Here is a 25,427-nt window from a genome sequence, read left to right on the forward strand (position 1 = left end):
CGGCGACGAAGTCGGGGGGACGACGATGAGCCATGTCAGCCACGGAGTGTCGCTGTACTGCTGGTGGGCGGGCCTGCTGGCGCTGGTGGTCGGGGTGCCGGCCGTGGCGCTGCGGCTCACCCGGTTCGCGCGGCTCGGGACCGAGGTGCAGGGCACCGTCACCGAGGTGCGGCTGTCGCGGTGGCACGACGCGGACTCGCTCCACCTGGTCGTCCGGTTCACCGATCCGGCCAGCGAACGCGAGGTGGTCGGCCGACCGGCCTGCGGGCGGTTGCCGCTGGCCGGCTGGCCGGGCCAGGTGGTGGCCGTCCGGTACCTGGCGGACGATCCCGAACGGTTCCAGGTCGGCCCGCAGACCAGCGTGCTGGACGCCGGGCTGACCAGCCTGCTGCTGATGACGGTGGGCTCGATCGCGCTGGTGCTGACCAGGTGGACCGACCCGGACGCGATCGCCACCAGCGCCGTGCTGGCCGGCTCCGCCCTGGCGCTCGGCAGCGCCGCCCTGTTGAACCGCCGGACCGGGTGCCGGGAGCGGCAGGCCCGGCTCCGCAGCCGGGGCGTGGTCGGCCCGGGGCGGCTGGTCGGCAGCTACCTGGTCGACGGCGGAGCGGACGGCGCCCACCGCTACCACCCGGTGGTCAGCTTCGCCTCGGTCGGCGGTGAGCGGGTCACCGGCGTCGACCTGTCCACCCACAACCGGCACGGCTACCCGTCCGACGGTCGATTGGTGACGGTCCGTCACCATCCTCATGATCCGCTGCTCTTCCGAATCGACAACCTGTCCCGGCCGTCGTCGGAGCGGGCCGCCATGACAACGGCCACCGTCGGCCTGGTGGCGATGCTGGCCTGCTGCGGCGCCCTGATCACGGTCGGCGAAACGCTCACCAGCCACTGACGGGCCCACCGGCCCGTTCCCATCCGGCCGTTCCCATCCGGCCGTTCCCATCCGGCCGTTCCCGTGCGGCCGGGTCGATCAGCCGCCGAAGCGGGCCGTGAACGCGGCCCGGTTGGCCGACTGCGGCGAGCGGTCCCAGACCGCGAACACCACCCGCTCGAATGCCGAACCGTGGCTCGCCAGCGCCACCGCGAAGGCTTCGGCCACCTGCACCGGGTCGTTGCGGAACACCCCGCAGCCCCAGGCTCCCAGCACCAGTTGCCGCACCCCGTGCTCGGCGGCGACCGCCAGCACCCGGCGGGCGCGCTCGGCCAGCAGCTCCGCCAGCTCGGCCGGCGAACTCTGCGAACGCGCCCGCAGCTCACCGGCGTTGGGTGCCGGCGACGTCAGGAAGTCGACCCGGTAAGGCTGTTCCAGCAGTTCCCCCCGCTCGTCGCGGATCACCGGCACCCCGGGGGAGAAGACCACCCGATGGCTGTACCGCAGATCGCTGGATGCCCGGTGCGCGGCGTAGTAGTCCGGCGCGCCCAGCAGGCAGGAGTAGAGCAGCGCGCTGCGGCACAGGTCCTCCTCCTGGGCGCGGGCGCCCCGCAGGTAGCCACCGCCGGGGTTGCGCGCCGAGGCGAAGTTGAGCACGCCGACCGCCGCACCGTCTCCGTGCTCCCGCAGCAGCCGCCGGGCGGCCGTGATGCTGCCCTCGGCAGTGACCTCGACGACCGGCCCACCGGAGCGCTCCGCGACGGCGTCGGCGTCGGCGTCGGCGACAACGTCGGCCTCACGGTGGACGTGGGCGTGGACGCGGGCGTGGACGTGGGCGTGGACGTCGACGTGGGCGTCGGCACCGGTCCAGTCCGGCGGATAGCTGACCGTGCCGTCCTGGGCGGCCGCCAGCCAGTCGCGGATCACCACTTCGGTGCCGTCCGCCACCCGATAGCTCCCCCGGCCGGCGATCTCCTCGTTCCGCTTGGCCAGTTCGCTCAGTCTGCTGCTCATCCGCCGACCGTACGCCGCCGCCGCGGCCGCCGCCAACGGATAGGAGCGGCACGCGAGAAGGCCCGCCCCACCGGAGTGGAGCGGGCCTTCAACACCCGTCAGCGGCAAGCCGACCGGGCGTCAGTTCTTCCAGCGCGGCTTGCGGTCGCCGCCGTTGTCACGGTCGCCGAACGCGCGGTCGCCGTAGGAGCGGCCGGCCCGGTCGCCGTAGCCACCGCCCTGCGGACGGCCGCCGGAGCGGTGGTCGTCGCGGCGGGAGAACGGACGGCTGCTGCCGCGGTTGTCGCGGTCACCGAAGGAACGGGCCGGACGGTCACCGAAGGAACGGCCACCCCGGTCGTCACGGTCCCGGCCACCGAAGCCCCGGTTGTCACGGTCACCGAAGCCGCGGTTGTCACGGTCACCGAAGGAACGGGCCGGACGGTCACCGAAGGAACGGCCACCCCGGTCGTCACGGTCCCGGCCACCGAAGCCCCGGTTGTCACGGTCCCGGCCGGCGCCGAAGGAACGGCCGCCGCGGTCGTCACGGTCACGACCGCCGAAGCCCCGGTTGTCACGGCTGTCGCGGTCACGGCCGCCACCGAAGGAACGGCCACCGCGGTCGTCACGGTCCCGGCCACCACCGAAGGACGGCCGCTCGCCGCGCAGCTCCCGGTACGCCGGCGCCCGCTCCTCGCGCGGCTCGCGGATCTCCCGGACCTCGCGCACCTCGCGCTGCTCCTCGACGGCCACGGCGGGCGCGGTCTCGTCGGCGGTCGGCTCGTCGGCCTCGGCCGCCGGGGCCTCCTCGATGCCCAGCTCGGCCCGCTCCCGGGCGGCCCGGGCGGCCAGGCGGTCGGCCTCCTCGCGCAGCTCGGCGGCCCGGCGGGTGACCCGCTCCAGCTCGCGGGCCAGCGCGGCCACCTCGCGCTCGGCGGCACCGGCGATGCCCGCGGCGCTCTCGGCCTGGACCTCGACCAGCGAGCGGGCACCGGTGATCCGGGCCACCTCGGGGTCGAAGGCACGGTCCAGGATGTGCCGGGAGGCGTCCACGCCCGCGTCCTCCATCAGGCGGAAGACGCCGCGGCGCTGGTGCGGCAGCACCAGGGTGACGACGGTGCCGGAGCGGCCGGCCCGGGCGGTGCGGCCGGAGCGGTGCAGGTAGTCCTTGTGGTCGCCGGCCGGGTCCACGTTGAGCACCAGGTCGATGCCGTCCACGTGGATGCCGCGGGCCGCCACGTCGGTGGCGACGACCACGTTGACCAGGCCGTCCTTGAAGTCGCCCAGCACCCGGGTGCGGGCGCCCTGGGTCATGCCGCCGTGCAGCGCGTCGGCCTTCACGCCGGCCTCGATCAGCTGCTCGGCGACCCGGTCGGCACCCATCTGGGTGCGGACGAAGATGATGGTGCGGCCCTTGCGGGCGGCGATCGCGTTGGTGATCGGCGCCTTGTCCTTGGGCTTCACCACGAGGATGTGGTGGGTCATGGTGGTCACCGCGCCCGCCGACGGGTCGACCTCGTGGGTCACCGGGTCGGTCAGGTAGCGCTTGACCAGGGTGTCGATCTCGTTCTCGAGGGTCGCGGAGAAGAGCAGCCGCTGACCGCCGGCCGGGACCTGGTCGAGGATCTCGGTGACCTCGGGCAGGAAGCCCATGTCGGCCATCTGGTCGGCCTCGTCCAGCACCGCCACCTGGACGTCGTCGAGCTTGGCGGCATTGCGGTTGATCAGGTCGCGCAGGCGGCCCGGGGTGGCGACCAGGATGTCGACGCCACGCTCCAGGGCGTAGATCTGGTTGGACATCGAGGTGCCGCCGCAGACCACCTTGAGGCGCAGGCCGAGCACCGAGCCGAACGGCTCCAGCGCGTCGGCCACCTGCATGGCCAGCTCACGGGTCGGCACCATGATCAGACCGCGGGGGTGCTTGGGGCGGGTCCGCTCGCCGTCCGCGAGGCGGGTCAGCAGCGGCAGGCCGAAGCTCAGGGTCTTGCCGGAGCCGGTGCGGCCACGGCCCAGCACGTCCTTGCCGGCCAGCGCGTCCGGGATGGTCGCGGCCTGGATCGGGAACGGGGTGGTGACACCGCGGCGGGCCAGGGTGCGCACCACGTCCTCCGGCAGACCGAGGTCGCCGAAGGTGAGGGTGGGCTCGGCGGGCTGCGCGTCGTCGGCGGCGGCCGGGTCGACGGTGTCCGTGGTGGCGTCGGCGTCGAGCATCTGGGCGTCAGCGGGCATGACGAAGCGGGCGTCGTCAACGAGGGACATACAAAACCTTCCGGAAGTGGCACGCGCCAAAGTCCGGGGTTCTGAGTTACAACCGCCTCAATGCGGTCAGCCACGGATCGCCGGAACGCGCCAAGGGCGCCGAAATGGGATCAGGGCGCCAGTCAAATGGATCAAACGAACGATCTACCACCATAGAGGAGCCGTCGGAGCAAAGGCAAACCCGCTGGCCAACCATCTAATGCGCGACCGATCCGTCGCGTCGGGTCGCGGATCCCGGGCCGCTGACCGATCCCGAGCCGCTGGCCGTCGGCGCCGGCACCGTGGTGGGGGCGGTGGACGGGCTCGGGTGGCTGGACGCCGAGGGCGCCGGGAGCGCCGTGGCCGAGGGGCCGCCCCCGCCCGTCGCGCCAGGACCGCCGGAGCTCGGCACCTGGCTGCCGCCGCCGCCCGCGACGCCGCCGGTGCGCCCGGACGGCGCCGCCGGTCCGCCGCCCGCCCCGGACTGCGGGGGCACGGGCACCACGCTCCCCGGCACGGCGGGTGCCGGGGACACACCCGGGCCCGGGTCGCTCGGCTGCACCGCCTCGCCGCCGGCCGGCACGGGCCCGGACGCCGTGGACGCGCCGACCGTGGCACCGCTGCTCGCCGCCGACGCACCCGCGCCGCGCCCGGTCCGCCCAGGACGCCCGGGCTGATGGTTCGCCACCGGCGCCCCGGAGACCCGGCCGCTCGGGCTGGCCACCCCGGAAGCGTGCGCGACCGGCTGCTGGTCCGTGCCGGAGCCCACCGCCATGCACCCCGCCGCGCTCAACGAGGACAGCGCCAGCACCGCGGTGCGCACCGCCATCGTCCGGAAGACGGCCGCCCGTTCGGGCCGGCCGACCTCGTGCACCACCCGGGCCTGCCGCACCACCGCCGCAACCGACGGCTGCCGGCCGGCGGCTCCACCACCGGCGGCGAACCGACTGCCCGGCCGGATCCGGAACCGGGTGCCCGCCTTCGACGCCCCGGTCGCCGTCACCCGGACCCAGTTCGCCTTCGTCTTCGTCGGAACCACTGCCGCCGCCTCTCCTGGCCGCCCCGCCCTGGCCGCGCAACCGACGGCCCTTCCGGTGCCCAACGCCCGAGCGGCCGCGGGGACACGGGCGACCGTGCGCACGACCCGGCGCGCGCGCCGACGCCACGCGGATCCCCACGCAGCACCCGTTGCCGACCCCACGCCCTCCCCACCGGAGGGGGTGCGACGACCGGTGCCGCCCCCACCCGAACCGCACGGGACGGCCCGTGGGGCTCCGCGACCCGCGCGGGGCGGCCCGTACCGGCTCCGCGACACGCGCGGGACGGCCGCCCGTTGCCGATGATCTGGCGCTCCCTCACTTGCCCGTCGACAATGGGCGCGTGGAGATGAGCCGGGAAGAATTCGAGAGTCTGGTCAGCGACGCCCTCGACCAGATCCCCCCGCAGCTGGCGGCCATGATGGACAACGTCGCGGTCTTCGTGGAGGACGAGCCCGACCCCGCCACCCCCGAACTGCTCGGCCTCTACGAGGGCACCCCGCTGACCGAGCGCGGCGAGTGGTACGCCGGCGTGCTGCCCGACCGGATCATCATCTACCGCGGCCCCACCCTGCGCCTGTGCGACACCGCGGAACTCGTGGTCGACGAGGTCCGCACCACCGTCATCCACGAGGTGGCCCACCACTTCGGCTTCGACGACCGCGAACTGCACGAGCTCGGCTGGTCCTGACCCGACCTGACCTGACCTGACCCGACCCGACCTGGCCGGGTCGTCACCCGGTCGCGTCGGCCAGGATCAATCCGTTTTGGCGTTCGCGCCCGCATCCCATATGCTTCTCACGTCCCCGACCGCTGGAGAACAGTAGGCGGGCCGAAAGCCCTCATCGTCTAGTGGCCCAGGACGCCGCCCTTTCAAGGCGGTAGCACGGGTTCGAATCCCGTTGGGGGCACGCAGTAAAGCGCAGTACATGCAGTACAGTCGGAGCCGCAAGGTTTCGCCAAGGTCCTGTGGAGCAGTTGGTTAGCTCGCCACCCTGTCAAGGTGGAGGTCGCGGGTTCAAGTCCCGTCAGGATCGCTCGTCCCGCAAGGGACGCGGCCAGGTAGCTCAGTTGGTACGAGCGTCCGCCTGAAAAGCGGAAGGTCGCCGGTTCGACCCCGGCCCTGGCCACCCACTCTGAACAGGCACGATGCCCTCGAAGCAGCTCGCTTCGGGGGCATTTTCGTGTTGTTTGACGCCAACGGGACGGCGGACGGTCAGACCTCCAGACTGTAGCGCTGAATTCAAGGCCGTCCAGCGCTACTATGCATGCATGGCTACTGTGCAGATCAGGAACCTGAACGACGAGGCCTACGCGATACTGCGTCGGCGCGCAGACGAGTCGGGACGATCGCTGCAGGAGTACCTCCGGCTACGACTTGAGCAGGAGGCTGCGCAACCGACCGTCGAGGAGGTGTTGACCGCTGCCCGCGAGAACCTGTCGAGCAGTGTCTCGATGGCCGACATCCTCGCCGCACAGCGGGAGGGCCGCGGCGAGTGATTGTCATCGACAACTCGGTCCTCGTGGCCGCGCTGGTTGATCGGGGTCCGGTCGGGAAGGCCTGCGCGAGCCGGATTTCGGGAGAACGCCTCGCCGCCCCGGCACTGATCGACATCGAGGCCACGAGCGCCGTCCGAGGACTTCTACTCAGCCGAAAGATCGAGTTCGCCGACGCGGATCGCGCACTTCGGCTGCTGCCTTCACTGCCGATTCAGCGGGCCCAGCACACGGAGCTCCTGCCGCGGATCTGGGAACTCCGAGGCAATTTCAACGCATATGACGCCGCGTCTGTAGCCCTCGCCGAGCATCTAGGCGTACCCCTGGTCACTGGCGACGCCAAGCTGCAGCGAGGCTCCGGGGCACAGTGCGTCATCGAAGTGATCAACTGACGCCCAGTCGGGCCGCCGAGTCCATCACGACGCGCCTTCGGAAGCTGCTTCGCCGGCGAGTCAGGTGCGGAGGTCAACGGCCGACCGGCAACGCGCTCGCCAGCGCCTGGGCCGTGCTCGGTCCTCTACCGTGGCACGGTCGCGACCTGGACAGTGGCGGCAGACGCTTGGGGCCACGCTCCTGCGGACCTTCTCGATGACCGTCGTCCCGTTCCCCGCCTCCAGGACGGGGGCGACTCCAACCGCCGGGTTGCATCCGGGCCCACCGGTGTCCCACGGCGCGCCCGGATGCGGAAAGGACGGGCGTCAGCCCCGCAGAGCCCGGTCGTCGAGCCGGCGCAGCAGGCCGGGCAGGTGCCGGTACCGGTCACGGAGCGCGGCCAGCCGCTGCCGGAATTCCAGGCTGCGTCCGACGTGGTCACAGGCGTCACGGAGCTCGACCAGAAGGCCCACGGCGACGTCGTAGCGGGCCGCCTGCTTACGGGCGACGTGGTCCTCGACCTCGCGCCAGACCGCTTCTTCGTCGGCCGCCAGAGCGGTCAGCTTCTTCGCCTGCGCCTCGGCTCGAACCCGCTCGGCATCCTGCCGGCGTTCGGTGGCTCGCGCGTTTGCTGCGTCCAGCAGTTCTGCGACGGAGCGCTGCCCCGGCACCGTCGCGACAGGCGGTTCGCCGCGCAGTCGGCGCAGGAGTGAGGCTCCCAGCTGAGGCTCATCGCCCAGTGCCAAACGCAGCAGGAGGTCGTTCTTCTCCGCCTCGGGAAGCGCCGCGATCAGCGGCGTCAGCTCCTCCTTCCCTGGCCTCTTCCGAGGTGCGGGGGCGGGCGGGCTGGCCTTGGCAGCAACCGCCAGCAGGTCGGCGTCGACACGCAGGAAATCCGCAAGCGCTCGCTGCGGTGCGGTGAGTCGGTCGAGCCCAGCCGGAACCGGGGGCTCGACCGATGCCTGGTAAGCCTCCTCGTCGTCGTCCTGGAGTGCCCAGGCGCCGATGCCGGACAGCCATGCGAGGTACAGGGCGCGGTGATCCCCGGAGGCCAGCTCGGCACGAACCCCGGCGATGGCGCCGAGCGAGTCCTCGGCACCCTCGTCCCAGTCTCCGCTCTCGTCCTCACTGCGCAGGTCGAGGATGAGATGGGTCCTGGTCGTCCATGCCTCGAAACACTCGTCGAAGCAGTACGGCTCCACCGCTCGCTGTGTGAGCTGTCCCTTGGGCACGCGCAGGATCACCTGGTGGGTGCCCCAGTTGGTCAGGTAGAGATGAGCGTCGTAGTACTGCTCCACCATCCGCCTGGGGTCGCCCCGGAAGTTGCCCCACTGGTATTCGTTGGTGAAGCTGGTCGCGGTGATCCGGGCCCGGGTCGACAGTGATCGCAGTTCTTCCTGCTCCTCGCGGGTCAGCGGCCGGTCGATCGCCAGGAACTCGTAGTACTGGTACTCACTCATCGCCGTGACCCTAGCTGGTCTGTCGATCCTCGATGGTGGAATCCGTCAAACCCGAGGCAGACGGGAACCGATGATGGACCCCGAGCGGCCACGCACCGTCGAGCAGATCCGAGGTCTCGTCAGCTGGATCGGCCGGGACGCAAGCTCACCCAGAAGGGCAAGGTCACCCTCGCGGTGCGCGGGCCCTGGTCGCGCTCCTGGAGACCGGCGACACCATCGACCCGGCCATCGGTGACAGGACCTTCAAGACAAAGTCCAGCCAGGAGCTGTACTACCTGAACCTGCTGGTGGAATGTGCCAAGGCGGCCCGGCTGCTGCGGGTCGCCGGCGGCCGCCTGGTGTCCGTGAAGAAGAACGCGCGCGTACTGGAAGATACCGAGCGCATCCTCGACGTGTTGTTCGAGGCAGGCCCTGCCGCGCATCGGCGAGGCGGTGCTCCCCTCCGGGTGGCTCGGCTCGATGCTCGCGGAGGAGTACCCGGCCGGGCTCCGGGTGCTGCTGACGAGCCTGTATGCCACCGACGACCTGGTTCCCGAGCGGGAGCTTCAGGCTGCGGTGTGGGACGAGGTCTCCGGTTTCTTCGTCCTCGACAATCTCCCCGAGGACCGCCTCCGGCTGCTGCGGCAGAGCGACGACCGCGACGTGGACCGCGTGCTCGCGACGCTCGTAGGCCTCGGCGCGGTCCAGCGCGTCGGCGATGCCGTCGCCCTCACCTCGCCGGGCCGTCGAGCCCTGGCCCGGCTGCGCGGGGAACCGCGCTCCGGCGATCCCGTCTACCAGCTCCGCATCGAACTCGCCGATGTGGAACAGCCCACCGTCTGGCGCCGGGTTCAGGTCCCGGCCGGACTCCGCCTCGACCGACTGCACCTGGCCATCCAGGCCGCCATGGGCTGGCGGAACTGCCATACGCGTTCGACGTCAGAGGCGTCGACTACGGCCATCCCTCCTCCGAACTCGACTTCGTCGACGAGAACGCCACCGCCATGGACTCCGTGGTCAAGGAGGGAGAGTCTTTCGACTACACCTACGACTTCGGCGACTCATGGGAGCACCGCATCCTCGTCGAGCGCCAAGTGGCTGCCGGGGCGGGCCACCACTACCCACTGTGCAGCGGCGGGGCAGGAGCCTGCCCGCCCGAGGACTGCGGCGGCGCGCCCGAATACGACGACCTCAAGCAGGCACTCGGCGACTGTGCCCACCCGGAGCACGAGGCCCTGCTGCGCTGGCTCGGCCTCAAGACAGCAGCCGACTTCGACCCGACCCACTTCCACCTGTGCGAGACCAACCGACGACTGCGCGCTCTCGACTGGTGACCACGGTCCGATCCGGTGGCTCCGGTTGACGCCAGTGCTGACGCCGACCGCCATGCACGATGACGGCCGAAGCCGCACTTCCACGGGCGGCAGGACCGCTCAAAAAGGGCATGTCAACATTGAAAAGCGGAAGGTCGCCGGTTCGACCCCGGCTCTGGCCACAACGCCTGACCAGGCACGATGCCCCTGAAGCAGCCCGCTTCGGGGGCATTTTCGTGTTGTTTGACGCCAACGGCGCGGCGGACGGTCACCGCCATCCCTTGCGAGAAGTACTTGACGTACTTGACGTACTTGACGATCGGCGCGACCCTGGTTCTCGGACGAGGAGGCCCCAATGACAGCGGTCCACTACGAGAGCTACACGGAAGCCCGCGCACATCTGAAGGATCTGCTCGACGCAGCCGGGCAAGGCCGGGTCGCGACCGTTCGCCGGGACACCGGATACGCGGCGGTGGTCGACGCGGGGCGGCTGCGCCACGCCCTCACGCTGCTGTGTCCGTCCAAGGCCGAGGTAGTGTCAGAGGGCGGCGGCTGGTCGGTGTTCTTCCCCGGTCTGCCGGTCGCGGCGGACGGCGGCACGTTCGACGAGGCCATCGACGAGATGATCGACGCGCTCCGCGAGTACGCGGAGGACTGGCAGGACCGACTCCTGAGCGCTCCGAACCACCGCGACAACTGGGGCCTGGTCCAGCTGATCGGTCTCAGCGATGACGCGCAGCTCCGCGACTGGCTGCTCGGAGTCGCGAAGTGACCTGGCCTCAGCCGACCCGCGAACGGCACGAGCAGTTCTGCATGGTTGAGGGCTGGGATCGCGTACGTGACGGGCGGGGTCGCACCGGCACCCACCACATCACCTACGAGTTCGGGCTCCCTGATGGGCGGATCCTGCGTACTCGGGTGTCACACCCCGTCGACCGCACCGCGTACGGCGCGGGTATGTGGGCACATATCCTCCGTGATCAGCTGGACGTGACGGAGGATGTCTTCTGGCCGTGTGTCCTGGACGGCACGCTCCCCGATCGGGGCGCGCCGGAGCCACCACGCGACGCCCTTCCCGCAGATCTGGTCCACCTGCTGATCAACCGCGTCGGACTCACCGAGGGCCAGGTCGCCGAGCTGAACAAGGCCCAGGCGATCGCACGACTCCAGCAGTTCTGGACCGAGGGCCACTGATCCGATTGCCGGCTCGCCGCCTGGGGCTGGTGGCATCTCTCAGCGAACTCCACAAGCGGGACGGACAGGCGCGTCAGCCCCGCAGGGCCCGGTCGTCGAGCCGGCGCAGCAGGCCGGGCAGGTGCCGGTGATCGTCGCGGAGCGCGGCCAGCCGCTGCCGGAACTCCAGGCCGCGTCCGACGTGGTCACAGGCATAACGGAGCTGGACCAGGAGGGTCACGGCGGTGTCGTAACGGGCCGTCTGCTTACGGGCGACGTGGTGCTCGGCCTCGCGCCAGATCGCTTCCTCGTCGGCGGCCAAAGCGGTCAGCTTCTCTGCCCGTGCCTCGACTCGAACCCGCTCGGCACGCTGCCGGCGGTCGGTGGCCAGCGTGTGGGCAGCGTCCAGCAGTTCGGCGACGGAGCGTTGCCCCGGCACCGTCGCGACGGGCGGCTCGCCGCGCAGGCGGCGAAGGAGTTCGGCTCCCGATTGAGGCTCATCGCCCAGTGCCAGGCGCAGCAGGAGGTCCTTCTTCTCCTTCTCGGGAAGCACTGGGATCAGCGGTGCCAACTCCTTCTTGGCGGCGACCGCGAGCAGGTCGGCGTCGACACGAAGGAAGTCTGCAAGCGCTCGCTGCGGCGCGGTGAGCCGACAGATCGCCAGCGCAGCAGTCGAGGAACGGACCAGCCGCCTGTCTTCCCATACCGCGACACCGGTACCCGGCATGACCCCCAGCGGGTCTTACCGGGCACCGAACGGTCGATCACCCCAGCTGCGGCGTGCTACGCGAGCGCCGGAGTATCCAGAACGCCGAGGAGGGCCGGTCCGGCTGCAGGAGAAACCTCAGCCATCTGCCGGAGGGCTTCGCCTGGCAAGTATCGGTAGCTCTGCGGAGGGTGGAACGTTCCGGCGGACCTCAAGGCGCTGAGTGTGACGGGCTCCTCGAAGGTGACCGGTTCCTCCAGCGTGAGGCCACTGGCCTGGGCGGCACCACTCATGTACTCGTCGTACTCGCGTCGGGTGATTCCCGTGCGGGATCGGCTGGCAGCCCAAACCTCACTCGGGGATCCGACATGAACGGAAGCGACGCGAGCGGTGCCGACCAAGGCCATCGTGGGTGCCGTGGCGTAGATCACGACGGGGGTTCCGGGGGGAACGGCGACTCGCTGCCGACGCACCTCGACGGTCTTGCTGCCCGCGAGGATCGCGGTCGCAAATCGCGGGTGGACTGAGAGCAGGAGTGCGCGTTCCTCGTTCACGTCGGCCGGTGCCCTTCCTGGTAGACCGCCTCGAACAGCCTGTTGTCGATCTTCGTCAGCGACATCACGGACAACGGTAGCCCCAGCCCCTCCTTCAGGGAGAGCAAGCGTCGGTACGTCACTGGTTTGGGGAAGAGCTCGGTGTCCGAGAAGCGCAGAGCCATGGCCGTACCTGACGCGGAGTTGGCGACTCTGCGGATCTCCCCCAGACCATATACGCCCAAGTGTTCGAATTGGGCGAACAAGGCCTCTGCTGTGTCGACGACCACCTGCTCAAGCCGAGAGCAGCCGATCACCATCTGCCCTTCCTGGCTGGAGGGCCCCTGGCTGACGTACCAGAGGAGACGGGCTGGAACGCTCTCGCCGCGGTGCCCCGGAGACCGGTAGTAGGCGTGCTCCCTGCTGATCCCCAACTCGTTCCGCCGAGGCAGCAGTGACGCCGGCACGTTGAACAGTTCGGTCGACCAGACCGGTTCGATCGGGACGATGAACGACGGCAGCTCGGAGTCCATGACCTTCGCCGGCCACCACGATCGCTCGACGACGCCGGCGACCTCGGCCGGAAGCCCGGCCGGAAGGGCCAACGCCTTCATGCCCAGCTCTCGCGCTGCAGCATCGGCAGCTTCGGTGACGGCCTCGGCGGTTCCACAGACATCCACCACTAGCGCCGCCTGCCCAGCCCCGTGATCGAGAAAGCCGTCGTCGCGTGCCGCAGCCCGTGCGGCGGTCGACGTGAACGGGTCGGTGATGTGCACGACATGAGCGCCGCACGAACGGGCGGCCCGCTTCAGTGTGAACAGTACCTGTCGGGCAAGCGTCTCCTCCAACGCGTGGGTAGCGGTGCGCAGAACCGAGATGCGGAGCGCTCGGCCATCAACTGCCCAGGCGTACAACGCGACCGGGTGCCCGTCGCCGTCGCGGATGAGCTCGCGGCGCCAGCTGAGTGGGTCCTGCTCCAGACCCTTGAGGCGGCTCGCGAAGTCCGAGCCCGAGTCGCTGCTCGACTGATCGAAGAAAGCGACCAGTTCAGCCTCGCCCCCCGGTGCGACCTCGCTGATCCGGAACTCGGTGCCCAGGAGATCTGCCGGCCGGTACACCTGAGCCTGCCGCAGTTCATCGACGTGCAGCGCGACGTCCGCCGGAGCCACGATGTGGACTCCGCTGACGTTCCACGCGACATCGGCCAGCCTCGTCAGCAGCGGGTCGTGAGTGGCCAGCACGTGTACTCCGGCGGCTGCGGCCTCGGCGACGTATCGCAGCCGCTGCTCCAGCTCCGTCTGCCCGGGAAGGTCGAGAGCGGCCTTGACCGCCGCGTCCAGCAGTTGGCTGCTTCGCAGTGCCACGGTTTCCGGATCGGGATTGATGTCGCGCAGGCCGGCGGCAGCCGCGCGCTGGTGACCGCGCTCGGCTGTGTCCTCGACATCCCGGATGTCCTGGAAGAGCTGCGGGGTGAAGACCAGCTCGACCAGATCGGTCATCCAGCCGGCTTCGAGTGCCTGGGACTCGGCCGCTTCCGAGGACGGTGCCTGCCCGCGAAGATCTGCGAAGACGCCATGGTCGATTGCGACGGTCAGCTGCGCGTCGCTGTCCACCTCGGCGAAGAGGCTCGGATGCCGGAAGTCCAGCCACCAGGCGTCCAGCACGTGGCCCCGCTTGCTGCGGCCCTTCACCTCGCCGCGCGGGATGAACCCGAGCTTGGTCCACATCCCGGTGAGCCCGTAGTCGCGTCGGCACTTCGCCTTGATGCCGAAACGCTGCCCGTGGTGGGCCCGGATCGTCTCGACCAGCAGTCGAGCGATGCCCTTGCCCCGGTGTTCCTGGGCCACGCACAGGTGAGCCAGCCGAACATGCGGCGTTCGCTTCGGCAAGCCGAACAACGCGTAGCCGACCACCGCGTCACCCTCGACGGCCGCAAGAAGCCCGCCGTCGTCCGCCATCTTCGTGTAGGCGGGTGGTGTCATCAGCCCCAGCGTCTTGGTGTACCGGTCACCGAGCGCGATTGAAGCGGCCAGCAACTCTTCGTGCGCCGCAGACACCGACACGACCTTGATCCCCATCGGACCCCCTCCACCGGGCCGCACCGAGCAGCCTCCCCCTCAGCCATGTCTGAATCAGGAGGCACCTAAACCTTGGAAGGACTCTCTGCTCCTAGTGCGAACGACTCTGGCGCGCGCGCCAGATCCGTGCGACCGATCGCAGCGTGGCGAACTCCTACCTCGTACGGCTGTCGACCAGCGTCACTGCCGTCTCTCGTGCCATCCGCTGGAGTGCTGCGGTGGGCCGGGGCACGTCGCGCAGCAGGGCGTTCCCGGCGGTGAACGAGGCATTGGCAACCGTGGTCAAGCCGCCCGACACAGCCGCGCGAGCGAGAAGGAGATGCTCTTCGACGAGGCTCAGGCCAAGGCCCAGAGCACGCCAGTCGACCGCCCTGGGCCTCGATTCCGGCAGATCGAGATCGAGCGCCAATTGGTCCGTGACGGGTGGCGACGAAGGGCCGTCGAACGCGCTGACGGCCTTCTGCAGGGAACTCCACGCTGCTTCGATCTCTCCCGCGCGTCGCTGCAGCGAGGCCAGGTCGGCCAGGGCCGAGCCACGATTCCAGGGATCGTCCTGGAGTGACGCGTTCAGGTGCCTCGCGCGAGCGGCCTGGGCGTAGTCCCCGAGCTTGGCGAGTTCACGGGCGAGTTGGCCGAGGAGTTGCTCGTCGCGCGGGCCGGCATCGTCGAGCAGGCGAATCAGCGCGCACCGGGCCAGTTCGATCCGACCTTGGCGGCGGGCGAGCTCGGCCCAGGTCAGCTCAGACTCATCCGCTGGCTCCTCGCCGTAGTTGGACTGGTCGAACTCGGCAGCCCAACGGCTCAGATCCCGTGGCGTGTCGGGAAAGCCACCCAGATGACCATAGGCGTCGACGTTGCCTTCGCGCAGCGACTGCAGGAATTGGTGATCCTCGACCTGGCCGTGTAGGCCCACCAGTACGGCGGCCAGGCGCAGTTCCTCCGTGGCGCCATGGCGCGCCTCACACCGGAGCAACTCGCGCAAGAAGGGCAGATCCGCCTCCTGCCGGTCGTACTGAGCCGCGCGCAGCGCGGTCACCCGGCGCGCTGGACTTCCTGCCACCTCCGGCCAGTTCACGGGGTCAGCGCGCATAAGAGCAAGGTCGGACCGGCCTGGAGCAAGCACGGTCTGCCACAGCGGGGGGCGCGGCAGCCGGTCCATCAGCGTGTAGGCGCAGAGCCCCTCCGCGTTCAGGAGGAGATGGTCGGGCTCGGTACGCAGCAGGGACCGTTGCAGGCGCCGGATCAACTCCGGCTGCGGGAAGCGGCGCAGGCCCAGAGCTGCCAGCAGCGCGTCTCGGTCGGCATCGAGATCCGGGCCGTAGTACTCAGAGAACTCCTCCTCCGACTCGGCGACCTTCGCCGCCAACTCGACGTCGTCGGCCTGCGGGTCGAGATCGGTGTAGTCATGCCAGCACGGAAGACCGATCAGCACCTCCAGGGCCCCGTCCACGCTGTCGGCAATCAGCCCCGCCTCGCCTTCGGAGCCCGCGTACAACACCGCACCGTCCGCACAAACGAAGTACGTCCCGCCCGTGTCATCGCCTGCAACCGCCTCCAGCGCAGCACCGGACGCCAGCCGCACCTCCTCGACATGATCTGCCCGGTCAATGTCCACGTTGAACGGGTAGGCCGCGAGCTGCGCAAGGTCCGGACGCTCGCGAAGGAGCCGAAGTGCACGGTGGCCGGTCATGACGGGGACGGTAGCAGTACGGACGCAGGCTCCCCGCCCCCGGCGATGCCTCTGCACATCGCTCGCGAGACCATGTTCGCCAGGCTCATGAGACATCGAAGGAGCACGCGGTGGAGTTCATCGTCCACGACGAACCGGTCGGTCGAGCTGAGCGCAACTACATAGCCCACGCTGATCTGGCTCCGTTCGGACTCGATGGTCAGCTGGAGCAGCTCTGGCTGCGTCCGCTCGATGGTGACCTCTTTGCCGTTGCGTGCGTCCCCTTTCGCGCCTACGGCCTCGCTCTCGGCGACCAGGTACGCCTCTCGGGCGACGACCGTGTCTCCGAAGTGGTCACTTCGTCCGGGCACCGAGTCCTTCGCATGCTCCTGATGCCCCGCTCGGACCAGGCAGAGCTGCATCGGGTGATCAGCGATATCCAGGCCGAGATCACCGCTGCCGGCCTCCTCAGCGAATGGAGCGGCGATCGCCATGTCGCCGTGGATTTCCCTCCGCGGGCGCAGGCGGACCAGTTGTTCCAGATCATGGAACGCGAGGTAGCCGAAGGGCGGGCCTTCTGGGAGTGGGCGCACGTCAAGCCGTTCACGGCATGACGTGCGCCCAAGGCAGAGCCCTGCCGGTTGACGCCAACGCCGACGCCAACCGGCCCGGATGGCGACGTCCAAGGGCAGCCGTCCACGGACGGCAGAATCACCCAAACTAGGGCACTCCACCGCCCCGGATTGGCCTGAAAGGCGGAAGGTCGCCGGTTCGACCCCAGCCTTGGCCACCAGCCTTGACCAGGCACGATCCCTCGAAGCAGCTCCTTCGGGGGCATTGTCGTGTCGCTTGACGCCAACGCGACGGCGGACGGTCAGACCTCCTGGTCAACGTCACTCGCCACTGCCGTCACGCAGCGTCGGCATGATGGCGAGGCACGAAGCGCATCGTCGTCCCTTCCGTCCAGCGGGGCCAGGCGAATGTCGAGGTCCGCTTCCAGCGCCTCGGCGAGCCGCGCCAGGAGAGGAGGGGTCGGTGTCGTGCCTGCTGGTTCCAGGCGGGAGATGCCGGGCTGTGTCATGGCGACCCGCCGGGAGAGTTCGGCCTGTGAGAATTCCCAGTTGCCTTCGCTCGCAGATCGGCCGACAAACTGCCGTCCGTAGTCCATGACTCTCCTCAGGCGGCGCGAGCGGCGAAGCTGACCGCTGTGCCCGAGTTTGCCGGCGGGACATGGCGGTTCGTGGAAAGCGCCCGCAGCGCGCGGGGCGGCGTCAGCCGCGCAGCGCGCGGGGCGGCGTCAGCCGCGCAGCGCCCGGTCGTCGAGCCGGGGCAGCAGGCCGGGCAGGTGCCGGCACCGGTCGCGGAGCGTGGCCGGCCGTTGGCGAGCTGGTTCTCGGCGAGGTCGTAGGCGGCGAACAAGTGCCGGAGCCCGTGCGGGCGGGTGTGTTCGCTCGGTCGTGAAACGCGGCAGGGCCCGCACCGTGCGCTTGCACGGTGCGGGCCCTGCGGCCCGGCAGGCGCCGGGCAGGGGAAAGTCCTAGAGGGGACGGATGTTCTCCGCCTGCGGGCCCTTCTGGCCCTGCGTGACGTCGAACTCGACCTTCTGGCCCTCGAGCAGCTCACGGAAGCCGCTGGCGTTGATGTTCGAGAAGTGGGCGAACACGTCGGGGCCGCCACCCTCCTGCTCGATGAAGCCGAAGCCCTTTTCCGAGTTGAACCACTTCACAGTGCCATTAGCCATAAAAAATCTCCTCAGGAGGATGTCCAAAACTCGCACGTCGCGAGCCTGCATCGCCGCGATGATGACCCGACCGGGAATAGCCGGTAAACAAAAATGCGCCTGCGGTCACAACCAGCAGGCGCACACAAAGTTCATGGGAACCACAACTGCAACTGACTCGACTGTAGCAGGGTCGAGAGACGAACGGGGGGACTTCTCAAGGCGCGTTGCTCCGGCGCGCCCTGGGCCCGGTGGCCGTAGGGAGCGGCGGGGGCGGCCGTCCCACGCCGTTCACCTGCCGTCCGGCCTCTGATACCGAAGATCCAAAAATCGGAGAAATTCGGTGGCTCGGTCCCGGCGCCATCGCGTCGCAATGGGCGCATACTGGTGGGGATGCCAAAATCACCCGCCTCGAGGCGCCACCTGCCCACCAGCCCCTTCCGCGCTGCGCCGCCCCCGGCTCCGCTCAAGCAGTTCGCCGTCGGAGATCGCGTGTCTCATGACCAGTACGGCCTCGGCCGGGCCATCACCGTTGAGGGCGACGGCACCGCAGTGGTCGTCGACTTCGGCTCGCAACGGGTCCGGATCTCCGCGCCCTTCACCAAGCTCTTCCTCCTCTGATCCGAACGGGGATCCCGGGCCCGGCCGCACCGGCCGCCCCGGCGTCTCCGCCTGCCGTCACGGCCCCGGTCCTGGTCCGCCCCCGGTCCGGCGCTGCAGGGGCGGAGCGACGCGGCGCACTCTCCGTGGGTGAGCGGCCGTCGGCGGCTCACCCGGACCTTCAGGCTGTCCCGCACGGAAGCCGGGTGCTGCGCGCGGGGCCGGGGCGGAGGTCGTGGATGGCGGCCGGCAACGACGGTCAGTCGTCGGCCCGCGAGCCCTGGGCCGACCCGGCCGGCGCCTTCTTGGGCCACAGCAGGTAGGTGAGGGCGATCACCCCGTGGATGCCGACCGTACGGAGCGCGACCAGTTGCCACAGCCGCAGCGGGCCCGCCGCCGGGGTGCCGCTGCCCACGTAGAGGACGGCCGACTGCAGCAGCCCGCAGGCCACCGCCGCGGCGAGCAGCGAGCGCAGCCAGAGCCTGCCCTCGTGCTTGGCCCGTGGCATGCCGTACTTGGGAGGCCCCGGCGGCTTCGGAGCACCAGCCAGCCGGTGCGCGGCGTGCCCGTCCAGCCAGCGGACCGTGTAGTGCCCGTAGGCCACCGTGAAGCCGATGTAGAGCGCGGCCAGCCCGTGCTCCCAGCTCGGTTTGGCCCCGTCCCGCAGGTCCACCGCGGTCACGATCAGCAGCACGACCTCCAGCAGCGGCTCGCAGAGCAGCACCGCGACGCTGGTGCGCCGCAGCTTCAGCAGGTAGCGGGCGGCCAGTCCGGCGGCCAGCAGCACCCAGAAGCCGACTTCGCAGGCGATGATCAGGGTGACGATCACGTCGTGCTCCTTCTTCCGCTCGCCTTGCCAACGTGGCACCCGTGCGGGTGCGGGGCGTCGTCGTCGGAGAGGACCCGGGAGAGCATCTTCCGATGCACCCGGCAGTGCGGCGGGCCGGGGAGGGCCGCGCCGAACAGCCCATGGGGATCGGCGACATGATACCGGCGGCTTTCCGGCCGGGTCGTGACGTTCAGTCAATTCTGCTGCTGGGATCGGTCCGTGGACTGGCTCCACGGTCCGCCGATCCGACCCGACCCAGCTCGGTCGGTCGACGCCGACAGGACCGGGGTGCTGCCGGGCACCCAGCGGGCCGTGCCGCTCGACGGGGTCCCGCCGGGCCGCTCGGCCCGGCCGGAGGAGGCGGCCCGGCGTGATCCGGTTCCGCGCCTGCGCCGGGGCAGCCGGGAGCGGTCGGCCGGCCACCTCACCGGCACCGGCACCGGCACCGGCACCGGCACCGGCACCAGCGTCCCGGTGGACGGTGGCTCCGGTGCGGGCCGGCGCCCCGGCGTCAGTCGCCGGCCAGCTTCGCGACGGCCCGCACGCCGGCCAGGACCTCCTCGGCGCTCGGTGCGCCCGCCGGGTCCAGCAGCCACTGGGTGAACATCCCGACGAGCAGCGCGTTCTGGACGGCGCCGACGGTGCGCGCCGCACCCTCGTCGACGGTCTCCTCCGGCTCCCCGAGCAGGGCGGCGGCCAGGCCCCGGCGGCCCTGACGCTGGGCGTCCAGCAGCAGTTCCCGCAGCGCCGGATCGTGCTCGGCCTGCACCAGGGCCTCGATGGAGGCGAGCCAGAGCCTGCGGGTGTCACCGAACGAGCTGATCATCTGGCGCCAGAGCTCCTGGTACCGGTCGCCCTCGTCGACCGCCGGGTCGAGGGCGGCCGCCATGGCCGCGCCGAGCGCCTGCCCCCACTCGTCCATCGCCTGCACGAAAGCCGCGGTGAGCAGCGCGTCCCGGGAGCCGAAGTGGTAGCCGATCGCGGCGTGGTTCACGCCGGCGGCCGCTGCGATGTCACGCACGGTGGTGCGGGCCCAGCCCTTCTCCTTGAGGCACTGGGCGGCGCCGGCCAGGAGGTCTTCGCGGTTTCCCATGGCGGAAAGGCTAGCCCTTCTTGACCGAGCGGATCAGCCAAGCGGTTTATCCAGCTGGCGAGTGTGACACTTGATGGGCCCCCGGAGATGGCCGGGCCCAGAAAACCGAGGTGCGGTCCCCCGCCCCTCCTTGCGACCCTTGAGGGATGCCCGCGATGAGTTCCCCCGCCGCCCGATCCGCCGACGCCCCCGCCATCGGGGAGCTGGCGGCCCGGCTGCCCGAGCTGATGCTGCGCGACCAGCAGCGGATCGGCCGCCGGCTGGACGGAGCGCGACGGGTCCGCAAATCCGAGGCGCGCGCGGCCATCGCCGCCGAGCTGGCCACCGAGATCGAGCGCGCCGAGCTGCGGCTCGCGCAGCGCCGCCAGGCCGTCCCCGCGATCCACTACCCTGCTGAGCTGCCGGTCAGTCAGAAGAAGGACGAGATCCTGGCAGCGATCCGGGACCACCAGGTGGTGATCGTCGCGGGCGAGACCGGCTCCGGCAAGACCACCCAGATCCCGAAGATCTGCCTGGAGCTGGGCCGCGGCGTCAAGGGCCTGGTCGGCCACACCCAGCCGCGCCGGATCGCCGCCCGCACGGTGGCCGAGCGGGTCGCCGAGGAGATCGGCACCCCGCTCGGCGAGACGGTCGGCTGGAAGGTCCGGTTCACCGACCAGGTCGGCCAGGACACCCTGGTCAAGCTGATGACCGACGGCATCCTGCTCGCCGAGATCCAGACCGACCGCGAGCTGCGCCAGTACGACACCCTGATCATCGACGAGGCGCACGAGCGCAGCCTCAACATCGACTTCATCCTCGGTTACCTCAAGCAGCTGCTCCCCCGCCGCCCCGATCTCAAGGTGGTCATCACTTCGGCGACCATCGACCCGGAGCGGTTCGCCCGCCACTTCGGCGACGCCCCGATCGTCGAGGTCTCCGGTCGCACCTATCCCGTCGAGGTCAGGTACCGCCCGCTGGTCGACGACACCGACGAGGCCGACGCATCCGACGAGGTGGACCGCGACCGCGACCAGATCCAGGCGATCTGCGACGCCGCCGAGGAGCTGCAGGCCGAGGGCCCGGGGGACATCCTGGTCTTCCTCTCCGGCGAGCGCGAGATCCGCGACACCGCCGATGCCCTCAACAAGCTGAACCTGAAGTTCACGGAGGTGCTGCCGCTCTACGCCCGGCTGAGCTCCGCCGAACAGCACAAGGTCTTCCAGCGCTCCACCAAACGCCGGATCGTGCTGGCCACCAACGTCGCCGAGACGTCCCTGACGGTGCCCGGCATCAAGTACGTGATCGACCCGGGCACCGCCCGGATCTCCCGCTACAGCCACCGCACCAAGGTGCAGCGGCTGCCGATCGAGGCGATCAGCCAGGCCAGCGCCAACCAGCGCAAGGGCCGCTGCGGCCGCACCAGCGACGGCATCTGCATCCGGCTCTACTCGGAGGAGGACTTCCTCTCCCGGCCGGAGTTCACCGACGCCGAGATCCTGCGCACCAACCTGGCCTCGGTGATCCTGCAGATGACCGCAGCCGGCCTGGGCGACATCTCGGCCTTCCCCTTCCTGGACCCGCCGGACTCCCGCAACATCAAGGACGGCGTCAACCTGCTGCAGGAGCTCGGCGCGCTCGACCCGGAGCAGCAGGACCCGCGCAAGCGCCTCACCCCGCTCGGCCGCAAGCTGGCCCAGCTGCCGGTCGACCCCCGCCTGGCCAGAATGGTGCTGGAGGCCGACCGGAACGGCTGCGTGCGCGACGTGATGGTGATCGCCGCCGCGCTCTCCATCCAGGACCCGCGCGAGCGCCCCTCCGAGAAGCGGCAGGCGGCCGACGACCGGCACCGCCGGTTCACCTCGGAGACCTCCGACTTCCTCTCGTACCTGGCGATGTGGCGGTACGTCAGGGAGCAGCAGAAGGAGCTCTCCTCCTCCGCGTTCCGCCGGATGTGCAAGGCCGAGTTCCTCAACTACCTGCGGATACGGGAGTGGCAGGACATCTGCGTCCAACTGCGCACCGTGGCGAAGCAGTTGGGCGTCACCATCGAAGAGGCCCATGACGAAGCCGAGCCGGACGCCGACCGGATCCACCAGTCGCTGCTGGCCGGACTGCTCTCCCACGTCGGCCTGTTCGACGTGGAGAAGCGCGAGTACGGCGGCGCCCGCGGTGCCCGGTTCGCGCTCTTCCCGGGCTCCGGCCTGTTCAAGAAGCCGCCGCGCTGGGTGATGTCGGCCGAGCTGGTGGAGACGTCGCGCCTCTGGGCGCGGATCAACGCCAAGATCGAGCCGGAGTGGATCGAGCCGCTCGCCGCCCACCTGATCAAGCGCACCTACAGCGAGCCGCACTGGGAGAAGAAGGCCGGCGCGGTCATGGCCTACGAGCGGGTCACCCTCTACGGCGTACCGATCGTCACCCAACGCCGGGTCAACTACGGCCGGATCGATCCGGAGCTCTGCCGCGAGCTGTTCATCCGCAACGCCCTGGTGGAGGGCGACTGGGAGACCCACCACCAGTTCTTCGCCGCCAACCGCCGGATGCTCGACGAGGTCGAGGAACTGGAGAACCGGGCCCGCCGCCGCGACATCCTGGTGGACGACCAGACCCTGTTCGACTTCTACGACGCCCGGCTGCCCGAGGAGATCGTCTCCACCCGGCACTTCGACGCCTGGTGGAAGAAGGCCCGGCACGACCAGCCCGACCTGCTCAACTTCGAGAAGTCGATGCTGATCAACGACGCCGCCGACGGCGTCACCGAGGCGGACTACCCGGACTACTGGCAGCAGGGCAAGCTCCGCTTCAAGCTGACCTACCAGTTCGAGCCGGGCAGCGACGCGGACGGCGTGACCGTGCACATCCCGCTGCCGGTGCTCAACCAGGTGTCCGCCGAGGGCTTCGACTGGCAGATCCCGGGCCTGCGCGGCGAGTTGGTCACCGCGTACATCCGGGCGCTGCCCAAGGCGATCCGACGCAACTTCGTGCCGGCGCCGGACTTCGCCAAGGCGGCACTGCGCGAACTGACCGACCGCCAGGAGCCGTTGCTGCCCAGCCTGGAACGGGTGCTGCACCGGATGTCCGGGGTGCCGATCCCGTCGGAGGCCTGGGACGACGACCGGGTGCCGGAGCACCTCAAGGTGACCTTCCGGGTGGTGGACGGCAAGCGCAAGCTGGCCGAGTCCAAGGACTTGGAGGAGCTGCGCCTCAAGCTCAAGCCCAAGCTCAAGGAGACCCTCTCCTCGGCCGCCAGCGGCCGGGGCATCGAGCGCGCCGGACTGACCGCCTGGCCGGCCGACCTGCCGCAGCTCCAGCGCACCTTCGAGCAGCGTTCCCGGGGCCACTCGCTGCGCGCCTACCCGGCGCTGACCGACGATGGCGACAGCGTGTCGATCAAGCTCTACGACACCCCGCAGGCCCAGGCGCAGGCCATGTGGCAGGGCACCCGGCGGCTGCTGCTGCTCACCTGCAACTCCCCCGCCAAGCAGATCCAGGCCCGGCTGGGCAACCAGGCGAAACTGGCGCTCTCCTACAACCCGCACGGTTCCGTGCCGGCGCTGTTCGAGGACATCACCGCCTGTGCCACCGACCGCCTGATGGCGCTGAACGGCGGGGTGGCCTGGGACGCCGAGTCGTTCGCCAAGCTCCGTGACGCGGTGCGGGCCGATCTGTACGAGCTGTCGGCGGACACCACGCTGAAGACGGCCTCCGCGCTGATCGCCTACCACCGGGCCGGCAACCGGCTGAAGACGGTGCAGAGCCCGGTGCTGCTCTCCGCGGTGAACGACGTCAAGCTGCACCTGGCCTCGCTGGTGCATCCGGGCTTCGTCACCGCGACCGGCTGGCAGCGGCTGGCCGACGTCAAGCGCTACCTGATCGCGGTGGACCGGCGGCTGGAGGCGCTGCCCAACCACCCGCAGCGCGACCTGAACAACCTGTACAAGGTGCAGGAGGTGCAGCGGGCCTACGGCGAGCTGCTGGCGGCCGTGCCGGCGGGGCAGCAGCCCCCCGAGGAGGTGCGGCAGGTCCGCTGGATGATCGAGGAGCTGCGGGTGAGTTTCTTCGCGCAGTCGCTGGGCACGCCGGCTCCGGTCTCGGAGAAGCGGATCATCAAGGCGATGGACGCCGCCCGCGCCGCGCTCTGAGGACGGGCCCGCCACGGGTCGGCGGGCCTGCGTCCCAGGTCGGGCCGGGCGGCTCGGATCGGCCGGTTCGACCTGGGGGCCCCGGATGCAGTACGATCTGTCTTGTCGCCGCCGAGAGCAGCGGCAAAATCACTGCCACGAGCAGTGAAATCCCTGGCCCTGTGGAGCAGTTGGTTAGCTCGCCACCCTGTCAAGGTGGAGGTCGCGGGTTCAAGTCCCGTCAGGGTCGCCAGTGCGAGAGGCCCGGAGCCGTCAGGTTCCGGGCCTCTCGTCGTTTCGGCCCCGCCCGCACCGCCGAGCGGCTCGACGAGTCGTCAGGCGGCATTATCGGCAGCCAGGTCCAGACCACAAGAGCACCGGCTGTGACAGTCGTCACTTATCTTTCCTTGAACTTCGTGAGCTGGGACCCACCCTGAGGCAACGGTCATTTAATATGTAAAATTGTACAGAGTTTCGACGCATTCCCACCCCCGGTCACCGGGGATTTCCTGGCGCCCCAGGAGTCGCAACGGATATCCATTGTTCCGCCATTTTCCGGTCAACTGACAGTCATGAAATGGTTGATACTCATGTCAGCATGGCCTGGACGGCGGATAGGCTTCCGAGAACGCGCCGGCAGCACGAGCGAGCGGGAAATGCCTCCGGGTACGCCGAAGGGGCCGTCCCGGACCCGGCGGAGTCCAGGGGACGGCCCCTTCGATCAGCTGTGCGCCAACGCGCCGACGGCGGGATGAGCGGCCCGCCGCGCGGCCGTCAGGCCTCGGTGCGCTGAGCCGGAATCCCGGCCAGCAGTGCCCGCACCTCCGCCTACCGGTAGCGGCGGTGGCCGCCGAGCGTGCGGATGGACGTGAGCTTGCCCGCCTTGGCCCACCGGGTCACCGTCTTGGGGTCCACGCGGAACATGGTGGCGACCTCTGCCGGTGTCAGCAGGGGCTCTGCGTCAGGGGTACGAGCGGTCATGAGCGGCCTCCTCGGAGAACCGAACCAGGGCGGTTCTATCCTTCAAATTCTGCACCTTGGCCCGCGATGCCCGAAATGGCACGGGCGGACCGAGTCGGTTATAGGACGAACGGCTTGTCCTGGTGTCTACAACTACACCATCCGTCCAGCCCCATCGACCAAACCGCCAAAATTGGCCCCTC

General features: G+C 70.1%; 20 protein-coding genes, 4 tRNA genes and 3 pseudogenes. 14 read left to right on the forward strand and 13 right to left on the reverse strand.

What is annotated here, in order from left to right; translation table 11 throughout:
* The first annotated feature begins 25 nt into the window (after positions 1–25).
* Positions 26–895 (forward strand): DUF3592 domain-containing protein, encoded by an 870-nt coding sequence (locus LN042_RS19780; protein ID WP_230052608.1) that lies wholly within the window; start codon positions 26–28, stop codon positions 893–895.
* A 78-nt stretch (positions 896–973) separates the two neighbouring features.
* On the opposite strand, the gene LN042_RS19785 is transcribed toward LN042_RS19780, so the two are convergent.
* From LN042_RS19785 to LN042_RS19795, 3 genes are all read right to left on the reverse strand, one after another.
* Entirely contained in the window at positions 974–1,888 is a 915-nt protein-coding gene (locus LN042_RS19785) for a TIGR02452 family protein (protein WP_230052609.1), read from the reverse strand.
* Positions 1,889–2,008: 120 nt separating this feature from the next.
* On the reverse strand, positions 2,009–4,126 hold the full coding sequence (locus tag LN042_RS19790; protein WP_230052610.1) for a DEAD/DEAH box helicase: 2,118 nt from the start codon (positions 4,124–4,126) through the stop codon (positions 2,009–2,011).
* 196 nt (positions 4,127–4,322) lie between these two features.
* The gene (locus tag LN042_RS19795) at positions 4,323–5,144 is read right to left on the reverse strand and encodes a hypothetical protein (protein ID WP_230052611.1); all 822 of its coding nucleotides are present in this window, start codon (positions 5,142–5,144) and stop codon (positions 4,323–4,325) included.
* A gap of 347 nt (positions 5,145–5,491) precedes the next feature.
* On the opposite strand from LN042_RS19795, the gene LN042_RS19800 reads away from it, so the two are divergent.
* From LN042_RS19800 to LN042_RS19825, 6 genes are all read left to right on the forward strand, one after another.
* A complete protein-coding gene (locus tag LN042_RS19800) occupies positions 5,492–5,833 on the forward strand; it encodes a metallopeptidase family protein (protein WP_230052686.1) in 342 nt (113 codons plus the stop codon).
* Positions 5,834–5,980: 147 nt separating this feature from the next.
* Positions 5,981–6,053, forward strand: a tRNA-Glu gene (locus tag LN042_RS19805).
* Positions 6,054–6,105: 52 nt separating this feature from the next.
* Positions 6,106–6,179 (forward strand) — tRNA-Asp (locus LN042_RS19810).
* A gap of 19 nt (positions 6,180–6,198) precedes the next feature.
* Positions 6,199–6,272: transfer RNA gene (locus LN042_RS19815), tRNA-Phe, on the forward strand.
* 142 nt (positions 6,273–6,414) lie between these two features.
* Positions 6,415–6,642, forward strand: a complete 228-nt coding sequence (locus tag LN042_RS19820) for a FitA-like ribbon-helix-helix domain-containing protein (RefSeq protein WP_230052612.1) — start codon at positions 6,415–6,417, stop codon at positions 6,640–6,642.
* The gene (locus tag LN042_RS19825; protein WP_230052613.1) at positions 6,639–7,031 is read left to right on the forward strand and encodes a type II toxin-antitoxin system VapC family toxin; all 393 of its coding nucleotides are present in this window, start codon (positions 6,639–6,641) and stop codon (positions 7,029–7,031) included. The genes LN042_RS19820 and LN042_RS19825 overlap by 4 nt, the downstream gene beginning before the upstream one ends.
* Positions 7,032–7,337: 306 nt before the next feature.
* On the opposite strand, the gene LN042_RS19830 is transcribed toward LN042_RS19825, so the two are convergent.
* Positions 7,338–8,471, reverse strand: coding sequence for a hypothetical protein (locus LN042_RS19830; protein WP_230052614.1), 1,134 nt, complete (start codon positions 8,469–8,471; stop codon positions 7,338–7,340).
* Positions 8,472–8,930: 459 nt separating this feature from the next.
* On the opposite strand from LN042_RS19830, the pseudogene LN042_RS19835 reads away from it, so the two are divergent.
* From LN042_RS19835 to LN042_RS19845, 3 genes and pseudogenes are all read left to right on the forward strand, one after another.
* Positions 8,931–9,784, forward strand: a pseudogene (locus tag LN042_RS19835) (plasmid pRiA4b ORF-3 family protein).
* 334 nt (positions 9,785–10,118) lie between these two features.
* On the forward strand, positions 10,119–10,535 hold the full coding sequence (locus LN042_RS19840; RefSeq protein WP_230052615.1) for a RelB antitoxin-like protein: 417 nt from the start codon (positions 10,119–10,121) through the stop codon (positions 10,533–10,535).
* Between the two features lie 218 nt (positions 10,536–10,753).
* Positions 10,754–10,957 (forward strand): hypothetical protein, encoded by a 204-nt coding sequence (locus tag LN042_RS19845; protein ID WP_230052616.1) that lies wholly within the window; start codon positions 10,754–10,756, stop codon positions 10,955–10,957.
* 73 nt (positions 10,958–11,030) lie between these two features.
* Here LN042_RS19845 and LN042_RS19850 read toward each other — a convergent pair whose 3' ends face one another.
* The 4 genes from LN042_RS19850 to LN042_RS19865 form a co-directional block, all read right to left on the reverse strand.
* Positions 11,031–11,663, reverse strand: coding sequence for a hypothetical protein (locus LN042_RS19850; RefSeq protein ID WP_230052617.1), 633 nt, complete (start codon positions 11,661–11,663; stop codon positions 11,031–11,033).
* A 56-nt stretch (positions 11,664–11,719) separates the two neighbouring features.
* On the reverse strand, positions 11,720–12,196 hold the full coding sequence (locus LN042_RS19855; RefSeq protein WP_230052618.1) for an ASCH domain-containing protein: 477 nt from the start codon (positions 12,194–12,196) through the stop codon (positions 11,720–11,722).
* Entirely contained in the window at positions 12,193–14,253 is a 2,061-nt protein-coding gene (locus LN042_RS19860; RefSeq protein WP_230052619.1) for a GNAT family N-acetyltransferase, read from the reverse strand. Before LN042_RS19860 ends, LN042_RS19855 begins: the two co-directional genes overlap by 4 nt.
* A gap of 154 nt (positions 14,254–14,407) precedes the next feature.
* On the reverse strand, positions 14,408–15,943 hold the full coding sequence (locus LN042_RS19865; protein WP_230052620.1) for a hypothetical protein: 1,536 nt from the start codon (positions 15,941–15,943) through the stop codon (positions 14,408–14,410).
* A 110-nt stretch (positions 15,944–16,053) separates the two neighbouring features.
* Between LN042_RS19865 and LN042_RS19870 the strand changes: the two genes are divergently transcribed.
* Complete coding sequence (locus LN042_RS19870) at positions 16,054–16,536, forward strand: DUF4265 domain-containing protein (RefSeq protein ID WP_230052621.1); 483 nt, start codon at positions 16,054–16,056, stop codon at positions 16,534–16,536.
* 260 nt (positions 16,537–16,796) lie between these two features.
* On the opposite strand, the pseudogene LN042_RS19875 reads toward LN042_RS19870, so the two are convergent.
* Both LN042_RS19875 and LN042_RS19880 read right to left on the reverse strand, forming a co-directional pair.
* Positions 16,797–17,111 (reverse strand): annotated as a pseudogene (locus tag LN042_RS19875) (helix-turn-helix domain-containing protein); the annotation flags it as partial.
* A 348-nt stretch (positions 17,112–17,459) separates the two neighbouring features.
* Positions 17,460–17,663 (reverse strand): cold-shock protein, encoded by a 204-nt coding sequence (locus LN042_RS19880; protein WP_230052623.1) that lies wholly within the window; start codon positions 17,661–17,663, stop codon positions 17,460–17,462.
* A 471-nt stretch (positions 17,664–18,134) separates the two neighbouring features.
* On the opposite strand from LN042_RS19880, the gene LN042_RS37750 reads away from it, so the two are divergent.
* Entirely contained in the window at positions 18,135–18,263 is a 129-nt protein-coding gene (locus tag LN042_RS37750; protein ID WP_308191832.1) for a hypothetical protein, read from the forward strand.
* A 238-nt stretch (positions 18,264–18,501) separates the two neighbouring features.
* Here LN042_RS37750 and LN042_RS19890 read toward each other — a convergent pair whose 3' ends face one another.
* Together LN042_RS19890 and LN042_RS19895 are read right to left on the reverse strand one after the other, a co-directional pair.
* Positions 18,502–19,071: a hypothetical protein gene (locus LN042_RS19890; protein ID WP_230052625.1), complete on the reverse strand. Its 570-nt coding sequence runs from the start codon at positions 19,069–19,071 to the stop codon at positions 18,502–18,504.
* Positions 19,072–19,582: 511 nt separating this feature from the next.
* Positions 19,583–20,164, reverse strand: coding sequence for a TetR/AcrR family transcriptional regulator (locus tag LN042_RS19895; protein WP_230052626.1), 582 nt, complete (start codon positions 20,162–20,164; stop codon positions 19,583–19,585).
* A 155-nt stretch (positions 20,165–20,319) separates the two neighbouring features.
* On the opposite strand from LN042_RS19895, the gene hrpA reads away from it, so the two are divergent.
* Together hrpA and LN042_RS19905 are read left to right on the forward strand one after the other, a co-directional pair.
* The gene (hrpA, locus tag LN042_RS19900; RefSeq protein ID WP_230052627.1) at positions 20,320–24,285 is read left to right on the forward strand and encodes an ATP-dependent RNA helicase HrpA; all 3,966 of its coding nucleotides are present in this window, start codon (positions 20,320–20,322) and stop codon (positions 24,283–24,285) included.
* A gap of 155 nt (positions 24,286–24,440) precedes the next feature.
* Positions 24,441–24,517, forward strand: a tRNA-Asp gene (locus tag LN042_RS19905).
* Positions 24,518–25,095: 578 nt separating this feature from the next.
* On the opposite strand, the pseudogene bldC reads toward LN042_RS19905, so the two are convergent.
* Positions 25,096–25,245, reverse strand: a pseudogene (bldC, locus tag LN042_RS19910) (developmental transcriptional regulator BldC); the annotation flags it as partial.
* Positions 25,246–25,427 lie beyond the last annotated feature (182 nt).

This window comes from Kitasatospora humi (assembly GCF_020907985.1).
GTDB lineage: Bacteria > Actinomycetota > Actinomycetes > Streptomycetales > Streptomycetaceae > Kitasatospora > Kitasatospora humi.

What these genes read in the sequence shown, in the direction of transcription:
- LN042_RS19780 (WP_230052608.1), top strand. Translation starts at nt 26, where the DNA reads ATGAGCCATGTCAGCCACGGAGTGTCGCTGTACTGCTGGTGGGCGGGC.
- LN042_RS19785 (WP_230052609.1), bottom strand. Translation starts at nt 1,888, where the DNA reads ATGAGCAGCAGACTGAGCGAACTGGCCAAGCGGAACGAGGAGATCGCC.
- LN042_RS19790 (WP_230052610.1), bottom strand. Translation starts at nt 4,126, where the DNA reads ATGTCCCTCGTTGACGACGCCCGCTTCGTCATGCCCGCTGACGCCCAG.
- LN042_RS19800 (WP_230052686.1), top strand. Translation starts at nt 5,492, where the DNA reads ATGAGCCGGGAAGAATTCGAGAGTCTGGTCAGCGACGCCCTCGACCAG.
- LN042_RS19820 (WP_230052612.1), top strand. Translation starts at nt 6,415, where the DNA reads ATGGCTACTGTGCAGATCAGGAACCTGAACGACGAGGCCTACGCGATA.
- LN042_RS19830 (WP_230052614.1), bottom strand. Translation starts at nt 8,471, where the DNA reads ATGAGTGAGTACCAGTACTACGAGTTCCTGGCGATCGACCGGCCGCTG.
- LN042_RS19840 (WP_230052615.1), top strand. Translation starts at nt 10,119, where the DNA reads ATGACAGCGGTCCACTACGAGAGCTACACGGAAGCCCGCGCACATCTG.
- LN042_RS19850 (WP_230052617.1), bottom strand. Translation starts at nt 11,663, where the DNA reads ATGCCGGGTACCGGTGTCGCGGTATGGGAAGACAGGCGGCTGGTCCGT.
- LN042_RS19860 (WP_230052619.1), bottom strand. Translation starts at nt 14,253, where the DNA reads ATGGGGATCAAGGTCGTGTCGGTGTCTGCGGCGCACGAAGAGTTGCTG.
- LN042_RS19865 (WP_230052620.1), bottom strand. Translation starts at nt 15,943, where the DNA reads ATGACCGGCCACCGTGCACTTCGGCTCCTTCGCGAGCGTCCGGACCTT.
- LN042_RS19880 (WP_230052623.1), bottom strand. Translation starts at nt 17,663, where the DNA reads ATGGCTAATGGCACTGTGAAGTGGTTCAACTCGGAAAAGGGCTTCGGC.
- LN042_RS19895 (WP_230052626.1), bottom strand. Translation starts at nt 20,164, where the DNA reads ATGGGAAACCGCGAAGACCTCCTGGCCGGCGCCGCCCAGTGCCTCAAG.
- hrpA (WP_230052627.1), top strand. Translation starts at nt 20,320, where the DNA reads ATGAGTTCCCCCGCCGCCCGATCCGCCGACGCCCCCGCCATCGGGGAG.